Annotated in this window: 23 protein-coding genes, 5 pseudogenes and 1 riboswitch; of the genes and pseudogenes, 21 read left to right on the top strand and 7 right to left on the bottom strand. The window is 46.0% G+C overall.

What is annotated here, in order from left to right; translation table 11 throughout:
* Positions 1 to 200 precede the first annotated feature (200 nt).
* On the bottom strand, positions 201 to 515 hold the full coding sequence (gene rcnB, locus ACLJQJ_RS09850) for a Ni(II)/Co(II) efflux transporter accessory subunit RcnB (RefSeq protein WP_000837534.1): 315 nt from the start codon (positions 513 to 515) through the stop codon (positions 201 to 203).
* A 281-nt stretch (positions 516 to 796) separates the two neighbouring features.
* Positions 797 to 893, top strand: a riboswitch (TPP riboswitch).
* Between the two features lie 31 nt (positions 894 to 924).
* Between rcnB and thiM the strand changes: the two genes are divergently transcribed.
* Genes thiM through ACLJQJ_RS09835 form a run of 3 tightly spaced genes read left to right on the top strand, consistent with a single transcriptional unit; the run spans position 925 to position 3291 of the window.
* On the top strand, positions 925 to 1722 hold the full coding sequence (gene thiM / locus ACLJQJ_RS09845; RefSeq protein WP_063809096.1) for a hydroxyethylthiazole kinase: 798 nt from the start codon (positions 925 to 927) through the stop codon (positions 1720 to 1722).
* The gene (gene thiD, locus ACLJQJ_RS09840; RefSeq protein ID WP_063809097.1) at positions 1709 to 2509 is read left to right on the top strand and encodes a bifunctional hydroxymethylpyrimidine kinase/phosphomethylpyrimidine kinase; all 801 of its coding nucleotides are present in this window, start codon (positions 1709 to 1711) and stop codon (positions 2507 to 2509) included. The genes thiM and thiD overlap by 14 nt, the downstream gene beginning before the upstream one ends.
* A gap of 35 nt (positions 2510 to 2544) precedes the next feature.
* Entirely contained in the window at positions 2545 to 3291 is a 747-nt protein-coding gene (locus tag ACLJQJ_RS09835; protein WP_000434062.1) for a GntR family transcriptional regulator, read from the top strand.
* Here ACLJQJ_RS09835 and ACLJQJ_RS09830 read toward each other — a convergent pair.
* The 3 genes from ACLJQJ_RS09830 to ACLJQJ_RS09820 are packed head-to-tail and all read right to left on the bottom strand — an operon-like array spanning position 3265 to position 6499.
* Complete coding sequence (locus ACLJQJ_RS09830) at positions 3265 to 4230, bottom strand: PfkB family carbohydrate kinase (RefSeq protein ID WP_001012656.1); 966 nt, start codon at positions 4228 to 4230, stop codon at positions 3265 to 3267. The two genes, ACLJQJ_RS09835 and ACLJQJ_RS09830, sit on opposite strands and share 27 nt — an antisense overlap.
* Complete coding sequence (locus ACLJQJ_RS09825) at positions 4227 to 5231, bottom strand: ADP-ribosylglycohydrolase family protein (protein ID WP_000642799.1); 1005 nt, start codon at positions 5229 to 5231, stop codon at positions 4227 to 4229. Before ACLJQJ_RS09825 ends, ACLJQJ_RS09830 begins: the two co-directional genes overlap by 4 nt.
* The gene (locus tag ACLJQJ_RS09820; protein ID WP_000858692.1) at positions 5228 to 6499 is read right to left on the bottom strand and encodes a nucleoside permease; all 1272 of its coding nucleotides are present in this window, start codon (positions 6497 to 6499) and stop codon (positions 5228 to 5230) included. Before ACLJQJ_RS09820 ends, ACLJQJ_RS09825 begins: the two co-directional genes overlap by 4 nt.
* A gap of 253 nt (positions 6500 to 6752) precedes the next feature.
* Here ACLJQJ_RS09820 and fbaB point away from each other — a divergent pair, with 253 nt between their 5' ends.
* Positions 6753 to 7805, top strand: coding sequence for a class I fructose-bisphosphate aldolase (gene fbaB / locus ACLJQJ_RS09815; RefSeq protein ID WP_000129590.1), 1053 nt, complete (start codon positions 6753 to 6755; stop codon positions 7803 to 7805).
* Positions 7806 to 7857: 52 nt separating this feature from the next.
* Here the strand turns inward: fbaB and yegS are convergent, their stop codons facing one another.
* Entirely contained in the window at positions 7858 to 8757 is a 900-nt protein-coding gene (gene yegS / locus ACLJQJ_RS09810) for a lipid kinase YegS (RefSeq protein WP_063809098.1), read from the bottom strand.
* A 564-nt stretch (positions 8758 to 9321) separates the two neighbouring features.
* On the opposite strand from yegS, the gene steD reads away from it, so the two are divergent.
* Positions 9322 to 9657 carry a type III secretion system effector SteD gene (gene steD / locus ACLJQJ_RS09805; RefSeq protein WP_063809099.1) on the top strand — a complete coding sequence of 112 codons (336 nt, stop codon included), beginning with the start codon at positions 9322 to 9324 and terminating at the stop codon, positions 9655 to 9657.
* A 121-nt stretch (positions 9658 to 9778) separates the two neighbouring features.
* Positions 9779 to 10195 (top strand): CesT family type III secretion system chaperone, encoded by a 417-nt coding sequence (locus ACLJQJ_RS09800; protein ID WP_001747580.1) that lies wholly within the window; start codon positions 9779 to 9781, stop codon positions 10193 to 10195.
* A 35-nt stretch (positions 10196 to 10230) separates the two neighbouring features.
* Here the strand turns inward: ACLJQJ_RS09800 and sseK2 are convergent, their stop codons facing one another.
* Positions 10231 to 11277 carry a type III secretion system effector arginine glycosyltransferase SseK2 gene (sseK2, locus tag ACLJQJ_RS09795; protein ID WP_077950912.1) on the bottom strand — a complete coding sequence of 349 codons (1047 nt, stop codon included), beginning with the start codon at positions 11275 to 11277 and terminating at the stop codon, positions 10231 to 10233.
* 452 nt (positions 11278 to 11729) lie between these two features.
* Entirely contained in the window at positions 11730 to 13091 is a 1362-nt protein-coding gene (yegQ, locus tag ACLJQJ_RS09790; protein WP_001517981.1) for a tRNA 5-hydroxyuridine modification protein YegQ, read from the bottom strand.
* Between the two features lie 163 nt (positions 13092 to 13254).
* Between yegQ and ACLJQJ_RS09785 the strand changes: the two genes are divergently transcribed.
* The 15 genes and pseudogenes from ACLJQJ_RS09785 to ACLJQJ_RS09715 all read left to right on the top strand — a co-directional run bounded on the left by ACLJQJ_RS09785 (position 13255) and on the right by ACLJQJ_RS09715 (position 21264).
* Positions 13255 to 13872 (top strand): hypothetical protein, encoded by a 618-nt coding sequence (locus ACLJQJ_RS09785; RefSeq protein WP_063809101.1) that lies wholly within the window; start codon positions 13255 to 13257, stop codon positions 13870 to 13872.
* A gap of 24 nt (positions 13873 to 13896) precedes the next feature.
* Positions 13897 to 14094: pseudogene (locus ACLJQJ_RS09780) on the top strand (hypothetical protein).
* Positions 14095 to 14527: 433 nt separating this feature from the next.
* Entirely contained in the window at positions 14528 to 14947 is a 420-nt protein-coding gene (locus ACLJQJ_RS09775) for a hypothetical protein (protein ID WP_000502177.1), read from the top strand.
* Positions 14948 to 15494: 547 nt separating this feature from the next.
* Complete coding sequence (locus ACLJQJ_RS09770) at positions 15495 to 15938, top strand: hypothetical protein (protein WP_000646714.1); 444 nt, start codon at positions 15495 to 15497, stop codon at positions 15936 to 15938.
* A gap of 488 nt (positions 15939 to 16426) precedes the next feature.
* Positions 16427 to 16636 (top strand): ISAs1 family transposase, encoded by a 210-nt coding sequence (locus tag ACLJQJ_RS09765; protein ID WP_254892995.1) that lies wholly within the window; start codon positions 16427 to 16429, stop codon positions 16634 to 16636.
* A 115-nt stretch (positions 16637 to 16751) separates the two neighbouring features.
* Complete coding sequence (locus ACLJQJ_RS09760; protein WP_001805513.1) at positions 16752 to 17075, top strand: hypothetical protein; 324 nt, start codon at positions 16752 to 16754, stop codon at positions 17073 to 17075.
* Positions 17076 to 17123: 48 nt separating this feature from the next.
* Positions 17124 to 17354: pseudogene (locus ACLJQJ_RS09755) on the top strand (RHS repeat-associated core domain-containing protein); the annotation flags it as partial.
* Between the two features lie 424 nt (positions 17355 to 17778).
* Positions 17779 to 18147, top strand: coding sequence for a hypothetical protein (locus tag ACLJQJ_RS09750; RefSeq protein WP_024157261.1), 369 nt, complete (start codon positions 17779 to 17781; stop codon positions 18145 to 18147).
* An 87-nt stretch (positions 18148 to 18234) separates the two neighbouring features.
* Positions 18235 to 18410 (top strand): annotated as a pseudogene (locus ACLJQJ_RS09745) (RHS repeat-associated core domain-containing protein); the annotation flags it as partial.
* A 54-nt stretch (positions 18411 to 18464) separates the two neighbouring features.
* Complete coding sequence (locus ACLJQJ_RS09740) at positions 18465 to 18920, top strand: hypothetical protein (RefSeq protein WP_179121697.1); 456 nt, start codon at positions 18465 to 18467, stop codon at positions 18918 to 18920.
* The gene (locus tag ACLJQJ_RS09735) at positions 18920 to 19261 is read left to right on the top strand and encodes a hypothetical protein (RefSeq protein ID WP_024157260.1); all 342 of its coding nucleotides are present in this window, start codon (positions 18920 to 18922) and stop codon (positions 19259 to 19261) included. Before ACLJQJ_RS09740 ends, ACLJQJ_RS09735 begins: the two co-directional genes overlap by 1 nt.
* A gap of 57 nt (positions 19262 to 19318) precedes the next feature.
* Positions 19319 to 19543: pseudogene (locus ACLJQJ_RS09730) on the top strand (type IV secretion protein Rhs); the annotation flags it as partial.
* Positions 19544 to 19559: 16 nt separating this feature from the next.
* Positions 19560 to 19697 (top strand): annotated as a pseudogene (locus tag ACLJQJ_RS09725) (polymorphic toxin type 34 domain-containing protein); the annotation flags it as partial.
* Between the two features lie 61 nt (positions 19698 to 19758).
* Positions 19759 to 20625, top strand: a complete 867-nt coding sequence (locus ACLJQJ_RS09720; RefSeq protein ID WP_063809102.1) for a HEAT repeat domain-containing protein — start codon at positions 19759 to 19761, stop codon at positions 20623 to 20625.
* Between the two features lie 204 nt (positions 20626 to 20829).
* The gene (locus ACLJQJ_RS09715; protein WP_024158441.1) at positions 20830 to 21264 is read left to right on the top strand and encodes a sel1 repeat family protein; all 435 of its coding nucleotides are present in this window, start codon (positions 20830 to 20832) and stop codon (positions 21262 to 21264) included.
* Positions 21265 to 21380 lie beyond the last annotated feature (116 nt).

Here is a 21380-nt window from a genome sequence, read left to right as displayed (position 1 = left end):
AATAATAAGTGACCGGGATGACAATCTTTCTGCAATAAATTTTAATGTGGTATGCGGTAGTTTCAAAAGGGCGGGATCCAGAGCGAATCGGGTAGTGAAGGCAGTCAACAAAAAGGAAGTTTGAAGGGGATAGAGTGATTAAGGGCTAATAAAAAAGTAACATGGGGCTGTATTTCCCCCTCTGGATGAGGGGGCTTTTTTTATCGATGATAAAAAATCTCGCCATCATAGGCTTTGATGATTTTTCCATCGGTATCGTTAATCAGTACATACGCACCGCCCATATAGGTCCAGTGAGTACCGGCATCTGGCGCGGGCAGATTACGTAATTTCCACTGTTTAATATTGTACTCATCGGTGCGGTACATCTGCGGAACGGTATCGCCGGGCTTGAAATGGGTGAAGTCGGCGATAAAGCTTTTTAACTCATATTGATCAATGCCCGTTGTCGCGGGGGCGGCCCATGCAAAACTGGTTGCAAGCAACAGCGCGCAAGGCAGCAACTTACTTTTCATACTTTTACCCTCCACATATGCGGGTCAGTTAACATCGTGTGTATCATTTCTGCTGGTGGCGTATCTGACAAGCGCTATTTTGTTATCTCACGCCCCTTTTCGTAAAAAGTGTAAACGAAAGCGTCGTGCAGCAACATATCCGCCAGCAAGTTTGCCAGAACCGAATAGGTTTTGAGAACTATCTGATAACGCTGAAATTATCGTCCGCCGCTGGCTGTAAATTTACATTGTCTGGCGCAGACAGTATGCTTAATAGCGAAACCTCGCTTAACACGGCGGGGCTTGACGACTCGGGGTGCCCTTCCTTGTGAAGGCTGAGAAATACCCGTACCACCTGATCTGGATAATGCCAGCGTAGGGAAGTCTGACACTGCTCGTGTCCCTTCTTCACGCGGGCAGGAGCTGAACCATGCAGCCTGACCTGCACTGCCGCACGCTTGCGGCGCATACGTTAAAACACTTTCGCGCGCTCTCCCCGCTTACGCACTGTATGACGAATGACGTCGTACAAACGTTTACCGCCAATACGCTGCTGGCGCTGGGCGCTTCACCCGCCATGGTGATTGATCCTGTCGAGGCCAGACCGTTTGCCGCCATCGCCAACGCCTTGCTGGTTAATGTCGGAACCTTAACCGCCTCACGCGCTGACGCGATGCGTGGGGCGGTAGAAAGCGCTTATGATGCCAAAACGCCGTGGACACTTGATCCTGTCGCGGTGGGCGCGCTGGAATTTCGTCGGCGATTTTGCCTGGATCTCTTGTCCCTGCGCCCGGCGGCAATACGCGGCAACGCCTCGGAAATCCTGGCGTTATCCGGCATGGCGCTGGGCGGACGCGGCGTAGATACCACCGAGGCGGCGTTGGCCGCACTGCCTGCGGCGCAGGCGCTGGCGCGTCAGATAGACTGCATCGTTGTGGTTACCGGAGAGGTAGATTACGTCACTAACGGTCAGCGCACGCTGAGCATTCCCGGCGGCGATCCGTTAATGACTCGCATTGTAGGCACCGGCTGCGCGTTGTCGGCGGTCGCCGCCGCCAGTTGCGCGTTACCGGGCGCCGCGCTGGACAATGTCGCTTCGGCCTGCTGCTGGATGAAACTGGCTGGACAGGCCGCGGCAGAGCGTAGCGAAGGACCTGGTAGCTTCATCCCGGCTTTTCTTGATGCGCTCTATCATCTGGATGTGGAGGCGGCCAATGCAACGAATTAACGCGCTGACGATTGCCGGCACCGATCCCAGCGGCGGGGCCGGTATCCAGGCGGATCTCAAGACCTTTTCCGCGCTGGGCGCATATGGCTGTTCGGTCATCACCGCGCTGGTGGCGCAAAATACCTGTGGCGTACAGTCGGTGTACCGGATAGAGCCGGACTTTGTCGCCGCTCAACTTGATTCCGTGTTCAGCGATGTGCGCATTGATACCACAAAAATCGGCATGCTGGCGGAAACCGATATTGTCGAGGCCGTGGCGGAACGGTTACAGCGCCATCATGTACGTAATGTGGTGCTGGATACGGTGATGCTGGCGAAAAGCGGCGATCCGCTGCTCTCGCCCTCTGCGATAGAAACATTACGCGTCCGGCTGTTGCCGCAGGTATCGCTGATTACGCCTAATTTGCCGGAAGCCGCAGCATTGCTGGATGCGCCCCATGCGCGTACGGAACAGGAGATGCTGGCGCAGGGGCGGGCGTTACTGGCGATGGGGTGTGAAGCGGTATTAATGAAAGGCGGGCATTTAGAGAATGCGCAAAGCCCGGACTGGCTCTTTACCCGCGAGGGCGAGCAGCGTTTTAGCGCGCCGCGTGTGAACACCAAAAATACGCATGGGACGGGCTGTACGCTGTCGGCGGCGCTGGCGGCGTTACGGCCCCGTCATCGCAGTTGGGGAGAGACGGTAAACGAGGCGAAGGCATGGCTTTCGGCGGCGTTGGCGCAGGCGGACACGCTGGAAGTGGGGAAGGGCATTGGTCCGGTACATCATTTCCACGCGTGGTGGTAGTATACTGCCTACAGACCCGTCGTCAGGAAAGATAAATGGAACAAGCGCATACCCGGCTCATCGCGCAACTGAATGAACGAATTTCAGCGGCGGATAATACGCCGCTATACATGAAATTCGCCCAGACGGTAAAGGATGCCGTGCGCAGCGGTATTCTTGAGCACGGTAATATTTTGCCTGGCGAACGCGATCTCAGCCAGCTTACCGGCGTCTCGCGCATCACGGTACGAAAAGCGATGCAGGCGCTGGAAGAAGAGGGGGTCGTTACGCGCGCCCGCGGCTACGGTACGCAAATCAATAATATCTTTGAATATTCCCTGAAAGAGGCGCGGGGATTTTCTCAGCAGGTTGTCTTGCGCGGCAAAAAACCGGATACGCTATGGGTTAACAAACGTGTGGTAAGTTGTCCGGATGAGGTCGCGCAGCATCTGGCGATCCCCGCAGGCAGCGACGTCTTTTTACTCAAACGCATTCGTTATGTTGATGAGGACGCGGTATCGATTGAAGAGTCCTGGGTGCCCGCGCATCTGATTCATGATGTCGACGCGATTGGCATTTCGTTGTATGACTATTTTCGTCGCCAGCACATTTACCCTCAGCGTACCCGATCCCGCGTCAGCGCCCGGATGCCGGATGATGAGTTTCAGTCGCATATTCAAATGGATGGTAAAGTGCCGGTGCTGGTGATTAAGCAGGTGGCGCTCGATCAGCAGCAGCGGCCTATTGAATACAGCATCAGTTATTGTCGTAGCGACCTATACGTTTTTGTGTGCGAGGAGTAGCGCCTCGCGCGTGGGCGCGCAGTCGCCGCCGCGATGCCCGACCACCCAGCTTGCCACCGCATTTCCCAGCAGTACGGCATCCGCGAGCGACCAGCCTGACGCCAGTCCTGCCAGCACGCCGCCAGCATGGCTGTCGCCCGCGCCGATGGTATCCACCACGGTTGCCGGAAACGCTGGCACAACGCCGGAAGATTGCGCGCTAAAATACCACGCTCCGTCTTTATCATGGCGCACCACCAGCGGCGCGGAAAAGCGTTTTACCCATGCTTCGCCGAAAGTGCGCGTATCGGTCGCAAGCCCGGCGCGTTCCGCAGCGATGATGGCTTCCTGGCGGTTGAGGGAGACGATGGGCCGGCAGGCCATAATGCGCGCCATTGCATCGTCTGTAATATCACCGATTCGCGGGCCAAAATCGATAAAAGGCGTTACATCGTCGACGGTTTCCAGCCACTGGATCAGTGGTTCGCCACAGGACGAGGCCAGTTGATAACCGGACAGGTAGACAAGACTGCCCCGCGGTGTCCTGAGCTGCGACAGCCAGTCCGCATTCCACTGGTTTTCCACGCCGCTAAAAGACATAAACGTGCGTTCGCCATCCGGTTCGACTAACGCCAGACACCAGCCGTTATCCCCTTCAACCGCGTCAATCACGCTGGATAATCCCTCTTTTGCCAGACGGCGGCGAATCCTCTCCGCCCACACGCCCTGGCCCAGCGGCAGCGCATTGCTGGCGTCAATCCCCAGTCGTTTCAACGCCACGGCAATATTCAGCGCACAGCCGCCGACATTGACGCTCTGTTGTTGCAGTTCAATATCGCCTCCGCGACGCGGCAACGTCCAGGCGTCGGCAATGATATCGATCACTGCCGCGCCGATAACGGTGAGCGGACGCCGGGTATGCAGGGTCGGTAATAATGTCAGCAACCGTGCGCCGTTCATAGTGCCTCCCGCCGTTGACGATAACTCGCCAGCGCAACGGCATAGCGCGCAAAATCCAGCTGATTAACCTCGTCCAGCGTTTGCTTTAACTGGGGGTTAATGGCGCTTACCCCGTGCAACGCGCCGCAAATGGCGGTAGCCATCGCGCCGATAGTGTCGGTATCGCCGCCGAGGTTAGCGCACAGCACGGCACAGCGGTTAGGATCGGTATTCGCCAGTTCCACCATGGCGATAGCGCAGGGAACCGATTCAATGGTGCTGGTTCCCGCGCCGATGATCTGATAGAGCTGTTCGCTGGCAGATTCGACGCCGTCGGCGTGGCGGACAATGTTTAGCGCCAGTTCCAGACGTGCCGATAGCGAGGCGCTAAACGTGGTAATACGCGCTGTCTGCGCCTGATGGGCGACGGCGGGGAGCGAGTCGGCAATACTTTGCCATGTGTCGCCGTTAACCGCTCGCGAGACGGCCCAGGCGACAACCACGGCGCCAGCCACCGCCAGATCGGATTTATGCGTCGGGCTGGAGGCTAACGCTACTTCTGCTATAAAGGCTGTCAGGTTAGTTGGCGGCAACAGGCAGCCCAACGGCGAAACGCGCATGGCCGCGCCGTTAGTCACGCCGTTATTTTCCAGCGCCGCGATGGGTTTGCCGTCGCGAATCGCATTCAGCGCAATTTTTGACGTCGGGCCGAGTACATTTTTATTGAACGCATCAAAGCGTTCTGCCCAGGCGAGGATGTTACGTCCAATAATCTCGGGATCAATGCTGCCTTCGCATTCGAGTAGCGCGTCGGCCAGGCAGAGTGCCATTGCGGTATCATCCGTAAACTCCGCGCGGTTAAAATAGCAGGCGGCATTATTTTCTTTTGGGCCGGGCAGAAAGCGGTCAATCCAGCCGAAATGCGCTTTGACGCGCGTTCTCGGCCACAGCTCAGAGGGCATTCCCATCGCATCCCCTAACGCTTGCCCGTAAAGAGCACCGAGAATACGTTCTGCTTTCATTTTACTTCCCCTTGTGTCAACGCAATATCGCGATCGTCAATAGCAGTGATCTCTTTGTCCGATTCGCGAAAGAAAATCATAAACAGTAGCGCGATGACGGCAATCATCACTGCGCCAAACGTCCACATGCCCGCCCAGTTGAATGTCAGACCGTTAACCGGTTGCGGATAAGCAAACATTTTTTCCATCATCACGCCTCCGAGACGATAGCCCAGCAGGCTGCCGAATCCCTGACAGCAGAGGGTGATAAGCCCTTGCGCAGCGGTACGCATATGAACCGGCGCTTTTTTATCGACATAAATGTAGGCGGTGACGTAGTAGAAATCGTAACTTACGCCGTGCAGCAAAATACCGAGGAACAGCAGGGCGTAAGTGAAGTACGTCTCCGCGCCGCCATAGACAAAAAAGCCGTAGCGGATCGCGGCGGTAATAAGACCAAGTAATAATACCTTTTTAATGCCAAAGCGCTTAGTGAAAAAGGGCAGAGCCAGCATAAAGAAGATTTCAGAGAACTGGCCGAGCGTCATCCAGCCGGTGGCGTTCTTCATTCCCACTTCCGTCAGATAGCCGTTAGCGAAGATGTAGTAGAAGGCCAGCGGCATCGCAAACAGGAAGGAACAGAAGAAGAAAACGAGAAAGTTTTTATCGCGCAGCAGGACCAGCGCATCCAGCCCCAGCATCACTTTAATATCCATCTTGCCGGTGCTTTTTGGCGGCGTGTCTGGCAGACAGAACGCAAATACGCCCAGCAACGCTGAACTTGCGGCGGTTATGAGCAGTGGAATGTTGGTGGGGGAAATATCGTTATAGCCTAACATTTGCGGCAGGAATCCACAGGCGAGGCCGGAGGCAATCCACCCAATGGTTCCCATAACGCGAATGCGTGGAAAATCGCGTTCAACGTCCGGTACGTTAGCGAAGGCAATGCTGTTTGTCAGCGCGATGGTCGGCATATAGGTCAATGAATAGGCCAGAAGCAGCGGAAAGAATCCGGCAAAGGTGGTTTGCTGCGCCGCGAAATACATCAGCACGGCGCCTGCAAACATCAGTACCGCCAGGACTTTTTGCGCCGAGAAAAAACGGTCGGTAACGGAGCCGACCAGAATCGGCGACAGGATCGCCGCAATGGCGGTACAGGCATAAGACCAGCCTATTTCACCGGCGGAAAACCCGCTTTTATTTAGCCATAGCCACAGGGGGACGAACCAGGCGCCCCAGATAAACCACTCCACGAACATCATGAACGACAGTTTAAAGGTCGTTTTCATTTTTGAATCCTTCATGACAGGTAAGGTACGCCATGACAATACCATTTAATAATACCTTTTAAATACCATTGAGCATTAATTTTGACCGATCTAACACTTTTTCGGACGTGAATCGAGTCAGCAGATAGCGCCGAAAAAATGCGCTAAAGTTGGCAAAAATGGTCGGTCAGTACCAGGCTTATTGCGACCCGCAATCTGCGGGGCAGGACTATTCACCTTCCGATACCCTATCGGAACTTACGGGAGCATAGCTATGACTGATATTGCGCAGTTGCTTGGCAAAGACGCCGACAGCCTTTTACAGCATCGTTGTATGACCATTCCTTCCGATCAGCTTTATCTACCCGGCAAGGATTACGTTGACCGGGTGATGATTGACAATAATCGTCCACCAGCCGTTCTGCGTAATATGCAGACGCTCTATAATACTGGTCGCCTGGCGGGAACAGGATACCTTTCGATACTGCCCGTCGATCAGGGGGTGGAGCACTCCGCCGGCGCTTCTTTTGCGGCCAACCCGCGCTACTTTGACCCAAAAAATATTGTTGAATTGGCGATTGAGGCCGGCTGTAACTGCGTGGCCTCTACCTACGGCGTACTGGCCTCGGTTTCACGGCGCTATGCGCACCGTATTCCGTTTTTGGTCAAACTGAATCACAACGAAACATTGAGCTATCCGACAGAGTACGATCAGACCCTGTACGCCAGCGTTGAGCAGGCGTTCAATATGGGCGCCGTGGCGGTAGGCGCGACGATCTATTTCGGTTCGGAACAGTCTCGTCGCCAGATTGAAGAGATCTCCGCCGCTTTTGAGCGTGCGCATGAGCTGGGTATGGTGACCGTATTGTGGGCTTACCTGCGTAATTCTTCCTTTAAAAAAGACGGCGTTGATTACCATGTATCCGCTGACCTGACGGGGCAAGCCAACCATCTGGCCGCTACGATTGGCGCGGATATTGTGAAACAGAAAATGGCCGAGAATAATGGCGGTTATAAAGCGGTCAACTTCGGCTATACCGACGATCGCGTGTACAGCAAACTGACCAGCGATAACCCGATTGATTTGGTACGTTACCAGTTGGCGAACTGCTATATGGGACGCGCCGGGCTTATCAACTCCGGCGGCGCGGACGGCGGCGACACTGATCTCGGCGACGCGGTTCGTACCGCGGTGATCAACAAACGAGCCGGTGGAATGGGGCTAATTCTGGGACGTAAAGCCTTTAAGAAATCGATGGCTGATGGCGTGAAGTTGATTAACGCCGTACAGGATGTCTATCTGGATAGCAAAGTCACCATCGCCTGAGTTCAACGAAAAAAAGCCGGATGTGAACGCATCCGGCCAGCGACAGGCGTTATTAACGTAGTAACGGGCAGTCTGGTGGCAGCCGACAGCGTAATGCGCCAGGCAGCACCTCAATATGAAATTCTTGCCCGCTGAGTGGTTCGCCATCCAGATTAAACGTGATTTCATGCGGCGCATGAATATCAAACCACGCCGAGGCGCCGTCAATAATATTCGGATTGTCATCTGTCTGCGTGAGTGTGGAAAACAGCGCCGGCAGCAGTTCTTCGCCGGTAAAAATCCGTAGCTGTAACAGCCCGTCGTTAATCAGCGCGGTGGGACATAATTGCTGCCCGCCGCCGGCCTGACGACCGTTGCCGATGCCGATCACCAGCGCATCTCCCTGCCAGTGAAAGTTTTCGCCACGTATTTCGCAGCGGTCAGGGGTCAGCGTATCCATTCTCATCAGACCGTGAATAAGATAGGAGACGCCGCCCAACGCGGCTTTAAGTTTTTCCGGCGTTTCGGTGGTAATGCGGGTGCCAAAACCGCCCGTCGCCATATTGATAAAACAGGTTTTATCATTGACCCTGGCCATATCAATTTCCATCGCGTTTCCGGCAATCGCCAGTTTCAGCGCTTTGTCCAGCGCTTCAGGAATACCGGCGCTGGTGGCAAAATCGTTGGCAGTGCCGAGCGGCAAAAGGCCCAGTGCAGGGGCTACGCCGTCGCGGATCTGGATGAGCGCGGTCGACACTTCATTAATGGTACCGTCTCCGCCGCCGGCAATCACCGTTTCAACGCCCAGTCTACGGGCTTCATCAACGTAACGCTGCGCGTCGCCTTTTTCCCAGGTTACCCGAACGTGAATCTGTATACCTTCGTCGCGAAGTAGAGTAATGGCCTCACGTAGCGGCTGGTTATCAGCGCTTTTGCCATTGAGGATCAGTAAGCTGGCGGGAAAGTTAGCCATCCGTTATGCCTTAATAGGTTGAACAACAATCTCCAGAAAGTGTATAGCAGAAATGAAAAAGCGAGGTCAGAACAGGATGAAAATTGAAATGTTGCGCACTTATTGCTTTACCGTTTTTCTTCCTGCTGTACGCAGCGGTAAGCGAAGCATGGTTTAAGGCAAATGGCGACAAGAGAGATGCCGGTATGCGCATTGAGTATCGCTTGTAAGAGTGCAAGGAAACCACAAGGGGGAGTCAGACGCTTTCCGATATAGCGCCTTTAATAACGAAACGGAGAATTAACAAGACGAACATACGTCAGTTATCAGTATTAATTTCAAACTTCATAATATCAGATAAAAACCTGATATTTATTACCAAACATACTTTTTAATAGCATAAAATCGAAATGTTCTTTAGACTGCTTTGGCAGGAACAAGGCGCACTATTAGCAGTACACTATTCTTGTTATCAAATAAAACCTATTTAGATGATGACTTAGCGCGGTGTCTTATAGTCGTACCGTTGCCTGAGGTATCGCTTTTTTCATAAACATAAACAGGCATGTGCATGAAGAGGTTTATATGAATGTCACTTCGGGCGTGAATGCGCAAACGCCATTGCTCCCCCCTTCTGAACGGTGTAATGAAGAAAGTCCGGCAGCTGAAATCGTTGAGTTTAACGCTCACGGCAATAAACCCAGATGTTTAATATGCGTGGGAACCACGGCATTGTTTACAGGTATTTTCAGTGGGGTATGCTCAGGGGCTGTCGCCAGTGTCAGTAGTGGTGCTGCATATACTACCGCTCTGACGGTTTTAGGCGCATCGTTTGGCATGGGGGGAATTGGTATGATGGGAATATGCGCCGGACTATACCTTAGCGCAAATGGCGTCAGAACCCGGCCAGCCTGGCCATAAATGAGCAAACACAGCAAGTCATAGGGAAAAGACGAATTCTGACGATGACACGGGGTGTTAAGCGTCCAGACCAGAGGCTTATGACTTATATAGAAACTCTTTAAATAGAGTATGGGGTGTTATGTATTCAAGAGCCGATCGCTTATTAAGACAGTTTTCACTAAAATTAAATGCCGATTCAATTGCCTTTGACGAAAACAGATTATGCTCATTTATTATAGATAACCGTTACCGTATCTTACTAACAAGCACTAACAGCGAGTATATAATGATATACGGTTTTTGCGGAAGACCTCCGGATAATAATAATCTTGCTTTTGAATTTCTCAATGCTAATTTATGGTTTGCAGAGAATAATGGACCACATTTGTGTTATGATAATAACTCACAATCATTATTACTGGCTCTCAACTTCTCACTCAATGAAGGTTCTGTAGAGAAACTTGAATGTGAAATTGAGGTAGTTATTAGATCAATGGAGAATCTGTATCACATTTTACAGGATAAAGGAATAACTCTGGATACCGATTATACGTGACGGTGGTAAGGGCGAGTAAAACAAGGCTATCATGATTACCTCCAAGAACTGGCAGTTAAACTGCTTGTGTTCATAATGATATTTTCGTGTTTAAATTCAATGAAATCGCAAAATGCGTCATAATCTTGTATATGAGAACCGTCAAAATAATGCCTCAACCCTTTACTGAGCCAGTCATTATAGGGATCGCCATAAGGTTTACTGTGCATAATTTCGAGTCCTTTTATTAATGCTGGATGCTCGCTGCGGTTAACAGCAATAATTCCATTTTCAAGGCTAACATGATTATCTTTACGACTTACATGGATAGCGATACCATCAGGTAAATACAACGTGCCGAGTTTATCAGTAAGTAACATATCTGCATCAAGATATATGCACCCACCGCCTGGTTGCAGATGATGACAACCAGGTTTACCAGCTTCCAGAAAGGCATCGCTTCCTTTTAGCAGGAAAAGATTTCTGTAGAAGTCAAACCATAAGTGACCTTTGTCTTTATTATGAGATGAAATAAGCGTTTCCTCCGGATTGTTTTTCAAGACATCTTCCAGGCTTTTTTTTACCCCGTTAAGCAAGACCTCATCTCGTTCACTTGCTGACTGAGCTTCCAGTTTGGTGATGTTTTCTAAATAAATCATCGTTAACTTTTTATCATACATGCTATAATTAAGGTCAGAATTATAAATAACCTTTATGTTTCTATAATTTTGTTCCAATTTTGCCAATGCTTTTCTTTGTCCCTTGCTAAAATCGCCATCAACGAAAATACCAATAATTCTTTCTTTTTCTATTATAGCAGCATTGATAATATTATTAAGATAAGGGTTTTTCTGCGTATTGATAATGGGAATTTCGTTTTGACCAAATCTATCTGGATTGCGTTCAAACCACTGAAAAACGAGCGGCGTTTGGTGATCTAGTGGTAATAGAGGATAATCAACACCAGCAAAACTTACATGGCCTGATGAAGGTGGACTGAGCGTAGGTGCGATGGTTTGAGTATTACTTTGACATGAAATCAAACCTCTAATCCGGGAAAACATTATTTTAATCCTTGTAAAAGCGGCATTAAAACGTGCCATATTTTTACACGCTTAAATTATCAGTTTTTTAACCTTAATTTAATAACCTGGAAACTTTTTGTGTAAGTTCTTACAAAGCAGTTATTGATTTAATTCACTGATGTTAAACGTAAACGTCAGAATGCTAAGTCCTGAGTCCGACCGGATGCGGGGAGGATTGTGACTTGCTGGCTGGCAATGGATAGGGGAGGTCTCTAAACCTAAGCGCCCATTTGCGCTTTGGTTAGTGTGCTCAATTTTTGGATGTGGCGGGAAGTACCACTTTTTTATTGATTATACGCAAAAAATAAGCCTGCGTAAGGGAGATTACGCAGGCCAAGGAGGTGGTTCCTGGTACAGCTAGCATTTATGGGTTATGTTTTTCAGCGCGTTGAATAATACCCGTATTGAGCGAAGCGGTATGTGATCAATTTCTAAGAATCTTCCCGCCATGAAAAAATAACCGCAATTAACTACTTAGCATGGGGGTTACGCGTTGATTCGCCTGAGAAATTACGCATCAATAGTGCGTAATCCAGCGTAACGTCCTGCGGGACGGGCATCCAGACGGTATAACCATCGCCAGGCGCCACCGGCATAGCGTCGCCTTTGGCGTTCTCCATCTGTTCCAGGGTGAAATTGATATTTCCCTGCGGTGTCATCAGCTCCAGACTATCGCCAACGGAGAATTTATTTTTCACCGCCACGGCCGCCAGTTGGCCTTTACGCTCGCCGGTGAACTCGCCGACAAATTGCTGGCGTTCGGAAACGGAGTACCCGTACTCGTAATTCTGGTAATCGTCGTGCGTATGGCGACGCAGGAAACCTTCGGTATAGCCGCGATGAGCCAGACCTTCCAACGTTTCCAGCAGCGTAGGGTCGAAGGGTTTACCCGCGGCGGCGTCGTCGATGGCCTTACGGTAGACCTGCGCGGTACGGGCGCAGTAATAAAAGGATTTGGTGCGGCCTTCGATTTTCAGCGAGTGGACGCCCATTTTCGTCAGGCGCTCCACGTGGGCGATAGCGCGCAAATCTTTTGAGTTCATGATATAGGTGCCATGCTCGTCTTCGAACGCGGTCATGTATTCGCCCGGTCTTTGGGCCTCTTCTATCATAAACACTTTATCCGTCGGCGCGCCGATACCGAGCGTCGGCTCAACGTTCTGTACCGGAATCGGTTCGTGCTTATGCACGATGTTGCCGACAACGTCTTCTTTTCCTTCCTGCACGTTATATTCCCAACGGCAGGCATTGGTGCAGGTGCCCTGATTCGGATCGCGTTTATTGATGTAGCCGGAAAGCAGGCAGCGGCCGGAATAGGCCATGCATAGCGCGCCGTGGACGAAAATTTCTATTTCCATATCCGGCACCTGCTGGCGAATTTCCTCAATCTCTTCCAGCGACAGCTCGCGGGAGAGAATCACACGGGTCAGCCCCATCTGCTGCCAGAATTTTACCGTCGCCCAGTTTACGGCATTAGCCTGTACCGACAGGTGAATCGGCATTGCCGGGAAGTGCTCGCGTACCAGCATAATCAACCCTGGATCGGACATGATCAGCGCATCCGGGCCCATCTCGACGACGGGTTTCAGGTCACGGATAAAGGTTTTGAGCTTGGCGTTATGCGGGGCGATGTTCACCACCACGTAGAATTTTTTTCCGAGCGCGTGGGCTTCGTTGATGCCAAGCTGCAAATTTTCGTGATTGAATTCGTTATTACGCACGCGTAAAGAGTAGCGTGGTTGGCCCGCATAGACGGCATCGGCACCGTAAGCGAAAGCGTAACGCATATTTTTCAGCGTTCCCGCCGGCGAAAGGAGTTCTGGTTTAAACATCATTTTCTCGTTCTGATGACAGGTCAGATCCGCCTCACCTGATGAGGCGGCTTGAGGAGAGTCCTCACTTTAAGGGCGGGCATTGTACGCTTACGGACAGGCCGAGTAAATATTGCGAGAGTATATTGGCGCTAATAGAACACCGGATGTTAATGGAGAGCCAATGATGAAAATGAGCCGCACGGCCATTGCGTTGAGTCTGCTGGGAATGGTCGCGCATCCCGTTTGTGCCGCACCGTCGTTTGAAGAGACGGCAAGACAGGTGATTATCGCTTTTCAGCAGCGAGACAACGCGAAAATTAATGCCTTGATTGATAAAAAAGTTGGGATGTATGTGCTGTACCGAATTGGGGCTGGGCATGATTATAAGTGGATGAAAAGCTTTGATATTAATAAGCCAATACCCGGTTTTAACTACCTGTTGGGGCAGGTAGGTTGGTTTTCAGAGCATATTCCTGTGGATAACGAATTTGATCACCACACGGAGGTTGAGTACGTTTGTGAAAAGGGATGGGATCACGCCGGTTTTTTTGTCAGCTATACCGGTACTAATAATGCGCTGCTGACGTTTAGCATGGTGAATGGAGTGGATAGTGGGGATCAGGCGTCGGATACCCGTATAGCAAACGCCAGGCGGCTTGAGCTGCAATCAGAGCGAGTGGTGGCAGTGCCGAAAAAATGGGGTGATGGTTTGATTTTTCATCTGAGCGAGCTTCATGGCTTGGGCAAAGGGTGGAGTTTAACGCTGCTGGATTTGGTTACGGAGGATTGTAGTGCGTGAGGCATATATGTTTAATCAGGGTAAATAGCTGCTTATTTGTATCTTTCTGCTATCAGGATGTTATGACACTGCCCCCAATATTCAGGGTTTAAATAAAGCATTTCCTGAATATGAAACTAATTCACTAAAAATAAACTTGAAATTACCTCGGCAACATGCATTAAAGAAAATACTAAAGGTCATTTGACTTATTATAGCGTCAGTGATTACCTCTTTAACTAATTTGGCTCACGTTATGTATCCACTATGGGGAATCTTTATATATTCCGAAAAAAAACACAATGATATTCTTAATGCAGATAAGAGGGTAATCTTAGGGTGTGCAGGTTTGTAAACCAGGGTATGGCGGTAGCGTTATTTTTTAACGAGATATCATCAGAGGTAGAATTAACGATCGCAGACGATACTCAGTACTAAGAGGAAATCAGGTTGAGGTTGAACAGAAAATGATAAATACCTATTGATAAGATGGAATCCATTGAATCTACTTATTAGTAGATTTTATTATAAAAAATATATTTTCTTGATGTTTTTTACGCATTGCGCAATAGCAAATCCTTGCCGCCTTGATGCAACTTGAATGGTTTTGTGTATAGTGTGACAATGCTGAATACTGAATTGAAACCTTCTTCATATTAAATCAGGGGTTAGTGGTATGGGCGATTTTATAAAGTATCTATTTATTTTTTCTTGCTTATGGAGTGCAAATTCTTTTGCGATTACTCAAACACAATGGGATGGTAACTTTAGAGTCGAGGAACTTGGCGAGGAGTTAAATGATGGGAGTCAGGTTTTTTTACAATATAATTTAAAGATAGATAGTAAAAATAATCGTGCTTCTTTATCCATGACAACCTGGCATGCGGGGATAACATGCATTGGTGACTACTCTTTAAAAATCAATTCTGGTGTTTTGGCATTATACTATAACGGCGACGAAGAAAATGCATGTCCATATCCATCACCGCAATTTGAGATAAGCAATAAAGGAAAAGCATATTATATAAAAGGAAAAATGTTTTCATATTCTCAGCCTGGTGAGTGGTTGCCACTCAAACGTATTACACTAAAATAATTCTATATTTCATAAATTATGATGATGAAGTTAATGATGGTATGAAATATTAATTGGATATGTCGTGAATTTTTGTTATATGTTTTCAATGTGTATGACAAGAAAATTTGCATGAAAAGATTATATGAGACGGTTTGAAAAATGAATGAAGTTCACATAAAAGCAAGGTCATTCTGAAACGAATTTGTCAAATTTACTGAATTATATATCAATAATTCCTGACTATCGACAATAATGTAAAATCGAGTACAAACTCACGGATTTGTAGTAATTAGGGCAAAGAACAAGTCAGATAAAAAATTTCTCATTATTTATTCAAAAAGCAAGTGCAAACTGTTAGTTTGAATTTGTACTTCTTCATAGAAGTGTTGGATAATATTGACGTCAAACATGTTCTGCCTTTTTTTACTAAACTGAGTAAGGTAACTTTAATATTATAATTGCAATGATACAAAATCACATCAATATATAATGAGGAAAACTATATGCCCGCCGCCGCTCGACTAAACGACAAAGGTATGCGTTCGACTCTGGATAGAGTGTTAATATGAAAGCGAATAATGTGATTATTTTTGTGATTCTATTTTTATCCTCTGTGAGTTATTGTTTTGCTGATATGAAGATATTAAAAATAAATCAGTCCCATTATATGAGTCCTTATAATAAAGAGCCTGGGGATAGAAACTTATGCAATAAATGGGTTTTAAATGCAAGTCAGATAGAAAAAATATTTTTGTTAAGTGATAAATATAAGGAAATGAGTGATACCATGACTGGATTTTGGCTCTGGTTTCCTTGTGAAATAACGGGTGAGTTGATTTATAATAAGAAAAAATGGCATTTTTCTATTAATGCTGCTGCTACGGCAGAATGGTCCGATGGTAAGGAAACGATATACTGGGGGTGTTCCAGGGAAAAATGTGATGACATGTTTATACTTCCATACCCAGGCCGAAGTTATATAGGTGGTGGTGGTAAATTGATTTGGTGACGAGGTAGATCTTCATCCGGGTTTTAGCCTTTTAAAATGAATTAAATTTAACCTTCAGCATCATGACGAGAGTATGAAAGTATATTTTTGCACACGCCTGGATAAAGAATAAAATAACCAGGAATCGTATATTTAGCACGTTAAATACAACTTTTTAAATACAAGTCAGTGCTGGATTTTACAGATTAATGTTGCGTTATTACTAAATTCATAAATTAATGTTTGAGTTATGGTTGTTATGATCTTTCCCTGATAGAACAGTGCCTTCAGGCAGAGGTGGCATACCATCAACAAAAATAATGTTCATTTTTATGGGCGTAGGGGATTCACCCTCATTTAAAGATTACAAAGAGATATATTTCTGATTGAATGTTAAATAACATGTGACTCATATTGTCAGTGATGTTCCGGATGAGCTAATTTCTTTTACATTTGAATGGAAGGGTTAAAAAAACTATGCGTGGCGGTATCTTTTCGTTCAGAGAAACATAGTGGTAAGAAAGAACCGGAAATGTTGGGTGAGATATTATATAAGTTCAGCGGATTTAACAGCAGAAAAATTTGCTAATGCGATGAGAAGTCATTGGGATGTGGAAAATAAATTGTACTGGCGTTTAGATGTGGCGATGAACGAGGATGATTGCAGAATAAGAAGGGGAAATGTCAAGAGTTTTTTTGAAATAATAAAAATCGAGTGAATATAAAATTTGGGGATGTGAGATAATGAGATGGATAAGAATAAATATACTTAAATGTACGTTAGTATTTTGCCTGGCTTGTGGTTTTTCATTTGCAAAAACACCATGTACTAATATGTCTGATAAATTGAGTGCTGCACAAAGAGATTCTTTGCAAAATAATATCAAAAGGCAACTAAAAACAGAACGATTAAATATACTTGAATTTTTTAAAGAGCAAAATAGTTCAATCGTCTATATAGAAACATATGGTGCCGATGAGGCGTTTATTTTTTATTCTGGAGATGAGTTTAAGGATGATTTTATCACAATATGGAGTGGTGCGGCTGAAATATCAGAGGAAAAAAATATAGAAAAATGGGTAAAAGATCATGTTCCATACATTCCAGATAGGTTGGCTCGATGTTTCGCATGGTACACAATCTATAGGCATGACTGATCTGATATTTAAGATAACTTTGTCGACGTGCGGAAATATGGTGAATAGGGAAACCTGTCGGGTGAGGAAAATCCGGCGTACCTGGAGCAGGTGATACGGCTGCCGGGGCAGCAATATGATGAGGAATCGGGGCTGTATTACAACCGGCACCGTTATTACAATCCGGAACAGGGAAGGTACATCACGCAGGATCCGATTGGGCTGATGGGAGGATGGAACCTGTACCAGTATCCACTAAATCCGATTAGCAGAAGTGACCCTTTGGGGCTGGTTAACCTTGGACAAGGTATCCCTGGGGCTAATGGTCCTACTTCGGTACATGCGAACCCTGGCCCAGAGGCCACAGATTTCGGCCTGACCATGCTCCAGATCATATTCACTTAGGGAAAAATGATGGTCCTCGTGTAAGTACCGATACATGGAAACCTCTTTCTGAAGCAGATTCAACTAAAATGACAAAGGAACAAAGCTCATTTTGTAGAAAACTATCTGATGCAAGTAAGAAAATTCTATCTGCCAGGCAGAAGATAATTTTTAAATTTGGTAAGTTATTAAGTGCTGACCTTTTACTATTACAATATATATCAATGGGGTCTGCTTGAGAAGGGTGTTTGCGTGGGGATGTGTCGATGTGTGAGATATTCGAAAGGTTAGGTGGAGAAATTCAATATACTGGTGCGGATCCTGTTTAATAAGGTGGTTTATGAACAAAATAGAGTTTATAACATTAATGTCTTTTCCAATGGAGTGGTTAAACCTTGATATGTATCCTGATTTATTGTTTTTAAAACAACTTAATGGATATGAGGTTGGTCATGAGGATAGTTCGGAACATGATCGGAATGGCGCGTTTCATTGGTGGTTAAAGAAGAAACCATCTAAAGATGAATTGATGAAATTAGTTAGGTTGGCACTTATTGATCCCGACCAATTTTTATCGGAAGATATCATTCGATATATAAAAAAGTCATCACACTTTGATCGTGATGTCGATGCTCTTATCGAAAACTTACGTGATGAAAAAACGCAGCAAACGAGGAGAGCTAGTAGAGGCTTGCATCGTGACCAGTAGGTAAAAACCACCTATATTATCGTGGTTATTAGAGACTATCGCAGATGTTAATCGGCGTTAATAGAAGTATTGTATAAGTTAGTAGCGTTTAATGAATGGGAAAACCTGTCGGGTGAGGAAAACCCTGAGCACCTGGAGCAGGTGATACGGCTGCCGGAGCAGCAATACGATGAGGAGTCGGGGCTGTATATAACCGGTACCGTTATTACAATCCGGAACAGGGAATATATATCACGCAGGATCCTATCGGATTAGCCGGGGGATGAAACCTTTATAAATATCCGCTGAATCCGATCACAGATATAGATCCATTAGGATTGGAAACACTAAAATGTACTAAACCATTGCATTCACTAGGAGGTACGGGTGAAAAAAGTGGCCCTGATATATGGGGTAATCCTTTATATCATCAATATCTTTGTGTTCCTGACGGGGAAAATGGATATGTTTGTGGTGGTCAGGATCAACGAGGAGAATGGCCAACTGATGGAATGTTAGGACCAGGAAAAGCGAGCAACGATACGAGAGAAGGTGCTAGCCGGTGCGAATCGGTCGAACCAGATAATGATTGTATTGAAAGCTGCCTAAAAGAAAAACTTAAAGGAGCAAGGCCTTTTTATACCGTATTACCCGACTGGATGTTCCCGATGAAATTTGGATTGGTCAATAATTGTCAGGATTGGTCTAATGATACTTTAAAAACATGTCAGATGAAATGTTCCGGGAATAATGCAGGACGGCTTATGAGATTTATTTTAACTGGAGTGTTATAATGAAACACTTTATTAGAAGTATAAAAATGATCTGGATAACAATGTCAATCTCTATATTATGTGTTTCTTTACTTAGACTTTCTCAGTTAGATTCAAATTACGATATAAGTGAACTGAATAGTATTATGATGTATGGGATGGTAATAATATCATTTCCGACAGGAATAATATTTGCTATTGTTTTGTTTTTATTTTTATTGTCTTTTGGTTTTATTTTTACAACCATTCACAGTGAATATGTTTTGACAGTGGCAATATGGGGGTGGTTTTTATTTGGTGGATATGTTCAATGGTTTTTTTTGGTGGAGAAAATGATAAAAAACGAGGAGTATCACAAGTGATAAATACGTACATACCTTATTCCTCACATCAAATTAAATAATAAAAGGAATTGAGTGATGAGCGGAAAACCAGCGGCGCGCCAGAATGATATGACAGCAGAAGGTGGCCCGATAGTCCAGGGGCTGCGGGGGGCTGATAGGCGCGCCGACAGGCGTGGCGTGCTCGGTATGTCCGGGCGGAATGACGTCCGGCGGGCCGGTAAACCCGCTGCCGGGGCGAAGGTGCTGCCGGGGGAGACCAACTTCGCGCTGTCCGGCCCGCGGCCGTTCATACTCACCCGCGCCTAATCAAGCTAACACAGGAATACAGAAGCTGGTTGATTCATTAATAAGTGAGCGAGGGCAAAGTACAGGTAAGAAACCTGGCCGATGTGAGATGCTCGAAGAGTTAATTGCAGATGGTAGATTTACTGCACTGGAGACAAGTACACCATGAAGGCATGGGGATGCAAACATTCACGGCAATCCAAAGATAAAATTACCAAGTGATAATCGTTATGAAAGTTATTGAAAAATACAAACAAAAAAAAGAAAGAAGAGAGATTTTTCTATATGAAAAGTATAAAAACTACAAAGTAGAACAACTCACTCCTATTTTGTATGATAATGACTACTTAAAAAGAAATGCTGCTATATTTTGCCTGCAAATATTAAGTGGAGACGATGTTTTTAATTTATCCATGAATCTTTGTCATTCCAGGGATAACTATAAAAAGAAAATTGGAGTTACTATTTTAAGTCAAATGACCATGTCATATGAGAAACTGCGAAAATCTTTTTGTTTTTTAGAAAACATGTTCCAGCTCAATAAATCAGTCTTGTTAAGAGCCTCTATTATCAATGCGTTAGGGCGTTTTTGTAAAAAAGACAAACACTTCGAAAAGAAATTTATTAATTTATGCACTAAAGTAATTCATGATAAATCGGCAAATGTTCGATGTGCAATTGCAGCAGCACTATCAAATATTAATGATAACTCGACAATACCTTTATTGCTATGTTTACTTCGTGATAATAATAGCGACGTGAAGAATTGGGCTGCATTTTCTATAAATTTCAATCAATATGACACCGAGGATATCAGAGAGGAGTTTGTGGGGATGTTATTGGATACGAATGATGATATAAGAATTGAGGTTATATCAGGTCTGGCAGAGAGAAAGGATGAACGTGTTCTGGAAACCATAATTAAAGAACTTAAGAAAGATGTGATTTTTGATGAAATTATTATTGCAGCCGGGAATGCCGGGAGTAAAGAACTACTTCCTATTCTAAATGAACTATTAAATGAATTTAGAGATGAACGTATTATAGACAAAATTAATGAATCGATAAAAAAAATAAAAGAAAATGTTTGTGAATAATAGTCTGTCTGTGCTACTGCTAATGAGATATAAAATTATCTGGTGTCGAGATTACAACTGATGTCGATGGTATGATTTGCTGCAAAGGAGGAATATCATACAGGATCCGATAGGGCTTATGGGGGGATTAAACCCGTATCAACGACCACTGGAACGCTTCAGAAACCAGGCGATATAAAATAAATTTATATGATGAGGAAATAAATGCGATTTGTTATTATATTTATAATGTTAATAGTATCATTTTACACATTTGGTGGCAAAATGGCTAAGTCTAAAGACGATAATAAATGGAGGTCGGAATCCACTTCCACCATCTATAATCTAACGGATGAGCAAAAATTCGAGCTTGAAAACAAATCGAAAGATGGAGACTCGGAAGCATCATTTCGATTATATCAATATTATTGCTTCACCATAAATAATATTGACGAACAATTAAGGTATTTGAAGATATCTGCATCTCAAGGAAATATCATAGCTCAATATAATTATGGTATTTATTTATCCAATACAAACCCAGACTTTTCAAAGTATTATGATTTGGACAAAGCTATTTATTGGATGGGATTGGCTTCAAAAAATGGTGATATAGGTGCTCAAAACAAGCTACAAGAACTGAAAAAATTAAAGAATTAGCTATGATGTAAATATTTTTTATTATCAATGGGTTGTGTAAATTTTAGTCAAGAGGGACGGGCTGACGCCGGAGCAGATGACGGGGCAACTGGAGCCACACCATGAGCCGGAGAGAA

The sequence above is a fragment of the Salmonella sp. SAL04202 genome, assembly GCF_046550775.1.
Classification (GTDB): Bacteria; Pseudomonadota; Gammaproteobacteria; order Enterobacterales; family Enterobacteriaceae; genus Salmonella; species Salmonella enterica.
This window is presented reverse-complemented; position numbering and strand designations above follow the sequence as displayed.

What these genes read in the sequence shown, in the direction of transcription:
- rcnB (WP_000837534.1), bottom strand. Translation starts at nt 515, where the DNA reads ATGAAAAGTAAGTTGCTGCCTTGCGCGCTGTTGCTTGCAACCAGTTTT.
- thiM (WP_063809096.1), top strand. Translation starts at nt 925, where the DNA reads ATGCAGCCTGACCTGCACTGCCGCACGCTTGCGGCGCATACGTTAAAA.
- thiD (WP_063809097.1), top strand. Translation starts at nt 1,709, where the DNA reads ATGCAACGAATTAACGCGCTGACGATTGCCGGCACCGATCCCAGCGGC.
- ACLJQJ_RS09835 (WP_000434062.1), top strand. Translation starts at nt 2,545, where the DNA reads ATGGAACAAGCGCATACCCGGCTCATCGCGCAACTGAATGAACGAATT.
- ACLJQJ_RS09830 (WP_001012656.1), bottom strand. Translation starts at nt 4,230, where the DNA reads ATGAACGGCGCACGGTTGCTGACATTATTACCGACCCTGCATACCCGG.
- ACLJQJ_RS09825 (WP_000642799.1), bottom strand. Translation starts at nt 5,231, where the DNA reads ATGAAAGCAGAACGTATTCTCGGTGCTCTTTACGGGCAAGCGTTAGGG.
- ACLJQJ_RS09820 (WP_000858692.1), bottom strand. Translation starts at nt 6,499, where the DNA reads ATGAAAACGACCTTTAAACTGTCGTTCATGATGTTCGTGGAGTGGTTT.
- fbaB (WP_000129590.1), top strand. Translation starts at nt 6,753, where the DNA reads ATGACTGATATTGCGCAGTTGCTTGGCAAAGACGCCGACAGCCTTTTA.
- yegS (WP_063809098.1), bottom strand. Translation starts at nt 8,757, where the DNA reads ATGGCTAACTTTCCCGCCAGCTTACTGATCCTCAATGGCAAAAGCGCT.
- steD (WP_063809099.1), top strand. Translation starts at nt 9,322, where the DNA reads ATGAATGTCACTTCGGGCGTGAATGCGCAAACGCCATTGCTCCCCCCT.
- ACLJQJ_RS09800 (WP_001747580.1), top strand. Translation starts at nt 9,779, where the DNA reads ATGTATTCAAGAGCCGATCGCTTATTAAGACAGTTTTCACTAAAATTA.
- sseK2 (WP_077950912.1), bottom strand. Translation starts at nt 11,277, where the DNA reads ATGGCACGTTTTAATGCCGCTTTTACAAGGATTAAAATAATGTTTTCC.
- yegQ (WP_001517981.1), bottom strand. Translation starts at nt 13,091, where the DNA reads ATGTTTAAACCAGAACTCCTTTCGCCGGCGGGAACGCTGAAAAATATG.
- ACLJQJ_RS09785 (WP_063809101.1), top strand. Translation starts at nt 13,255, where the DNA reads ATGATGAAAATGAGCCGCACGGCCATTGCGTTGAGTCTGCTGGGAATG.
- ACLJQJ_RS09775 (WP_000502177.1), top strand. Translation starts at nt 14,528, where the DNA reads ATGGGCGATTTTATAAAGTATCTATTTATTTTTTCTTGCTTATGGAGT.
- ACLJQJ_RS09770 (WP_000646714.1), top strand. Translation starts at nt 15,495, where the DNA reads ATGAAAGCGAATAATGTGATTATTTTTGTGATTCTATTTTTATCCTCT.
- ACLJQJ_RS09760 (WP_001805513.1), top strand. Translation starts at nt 16,752, where the DNA reads ATGTCTGATAAATTGAGTGCTGCACAAAGAGATTCTTTGCAAAATAAT.
- ACLJQJ_RS09750 (WP_024157261.1), top strand. Translation starts at nt 17,779, where the DNA reads ATGAACAAAATAGAGTTTATAACATTAATGTCTTTTCCAATGGAGTGG.
- ACLJQJ_RS09735 (WP_024157260.1), top strand. Translation starts at nt 18,920, where the DNA reads ATGAAACACTTTATTAGAAGTATAAAAATGATCTGGATAACAATGTCA.
- ACLJQJ_RS09720 (WP_063809102.1), top strand. Translation starts at nt 19,759, where the DNA reads ATGAAAGTTATTGAAAAATACAAACAAAAAAAAGAAAGAAGAGAGATT.
- ACLJQJ_RS09715 (WP_024158441.1), top strand. Translation starts at nt 20,830, where the DNA reads ATGCGATTTGTTATTATATTTATAATGTTAATAGTATCATTTTACACA.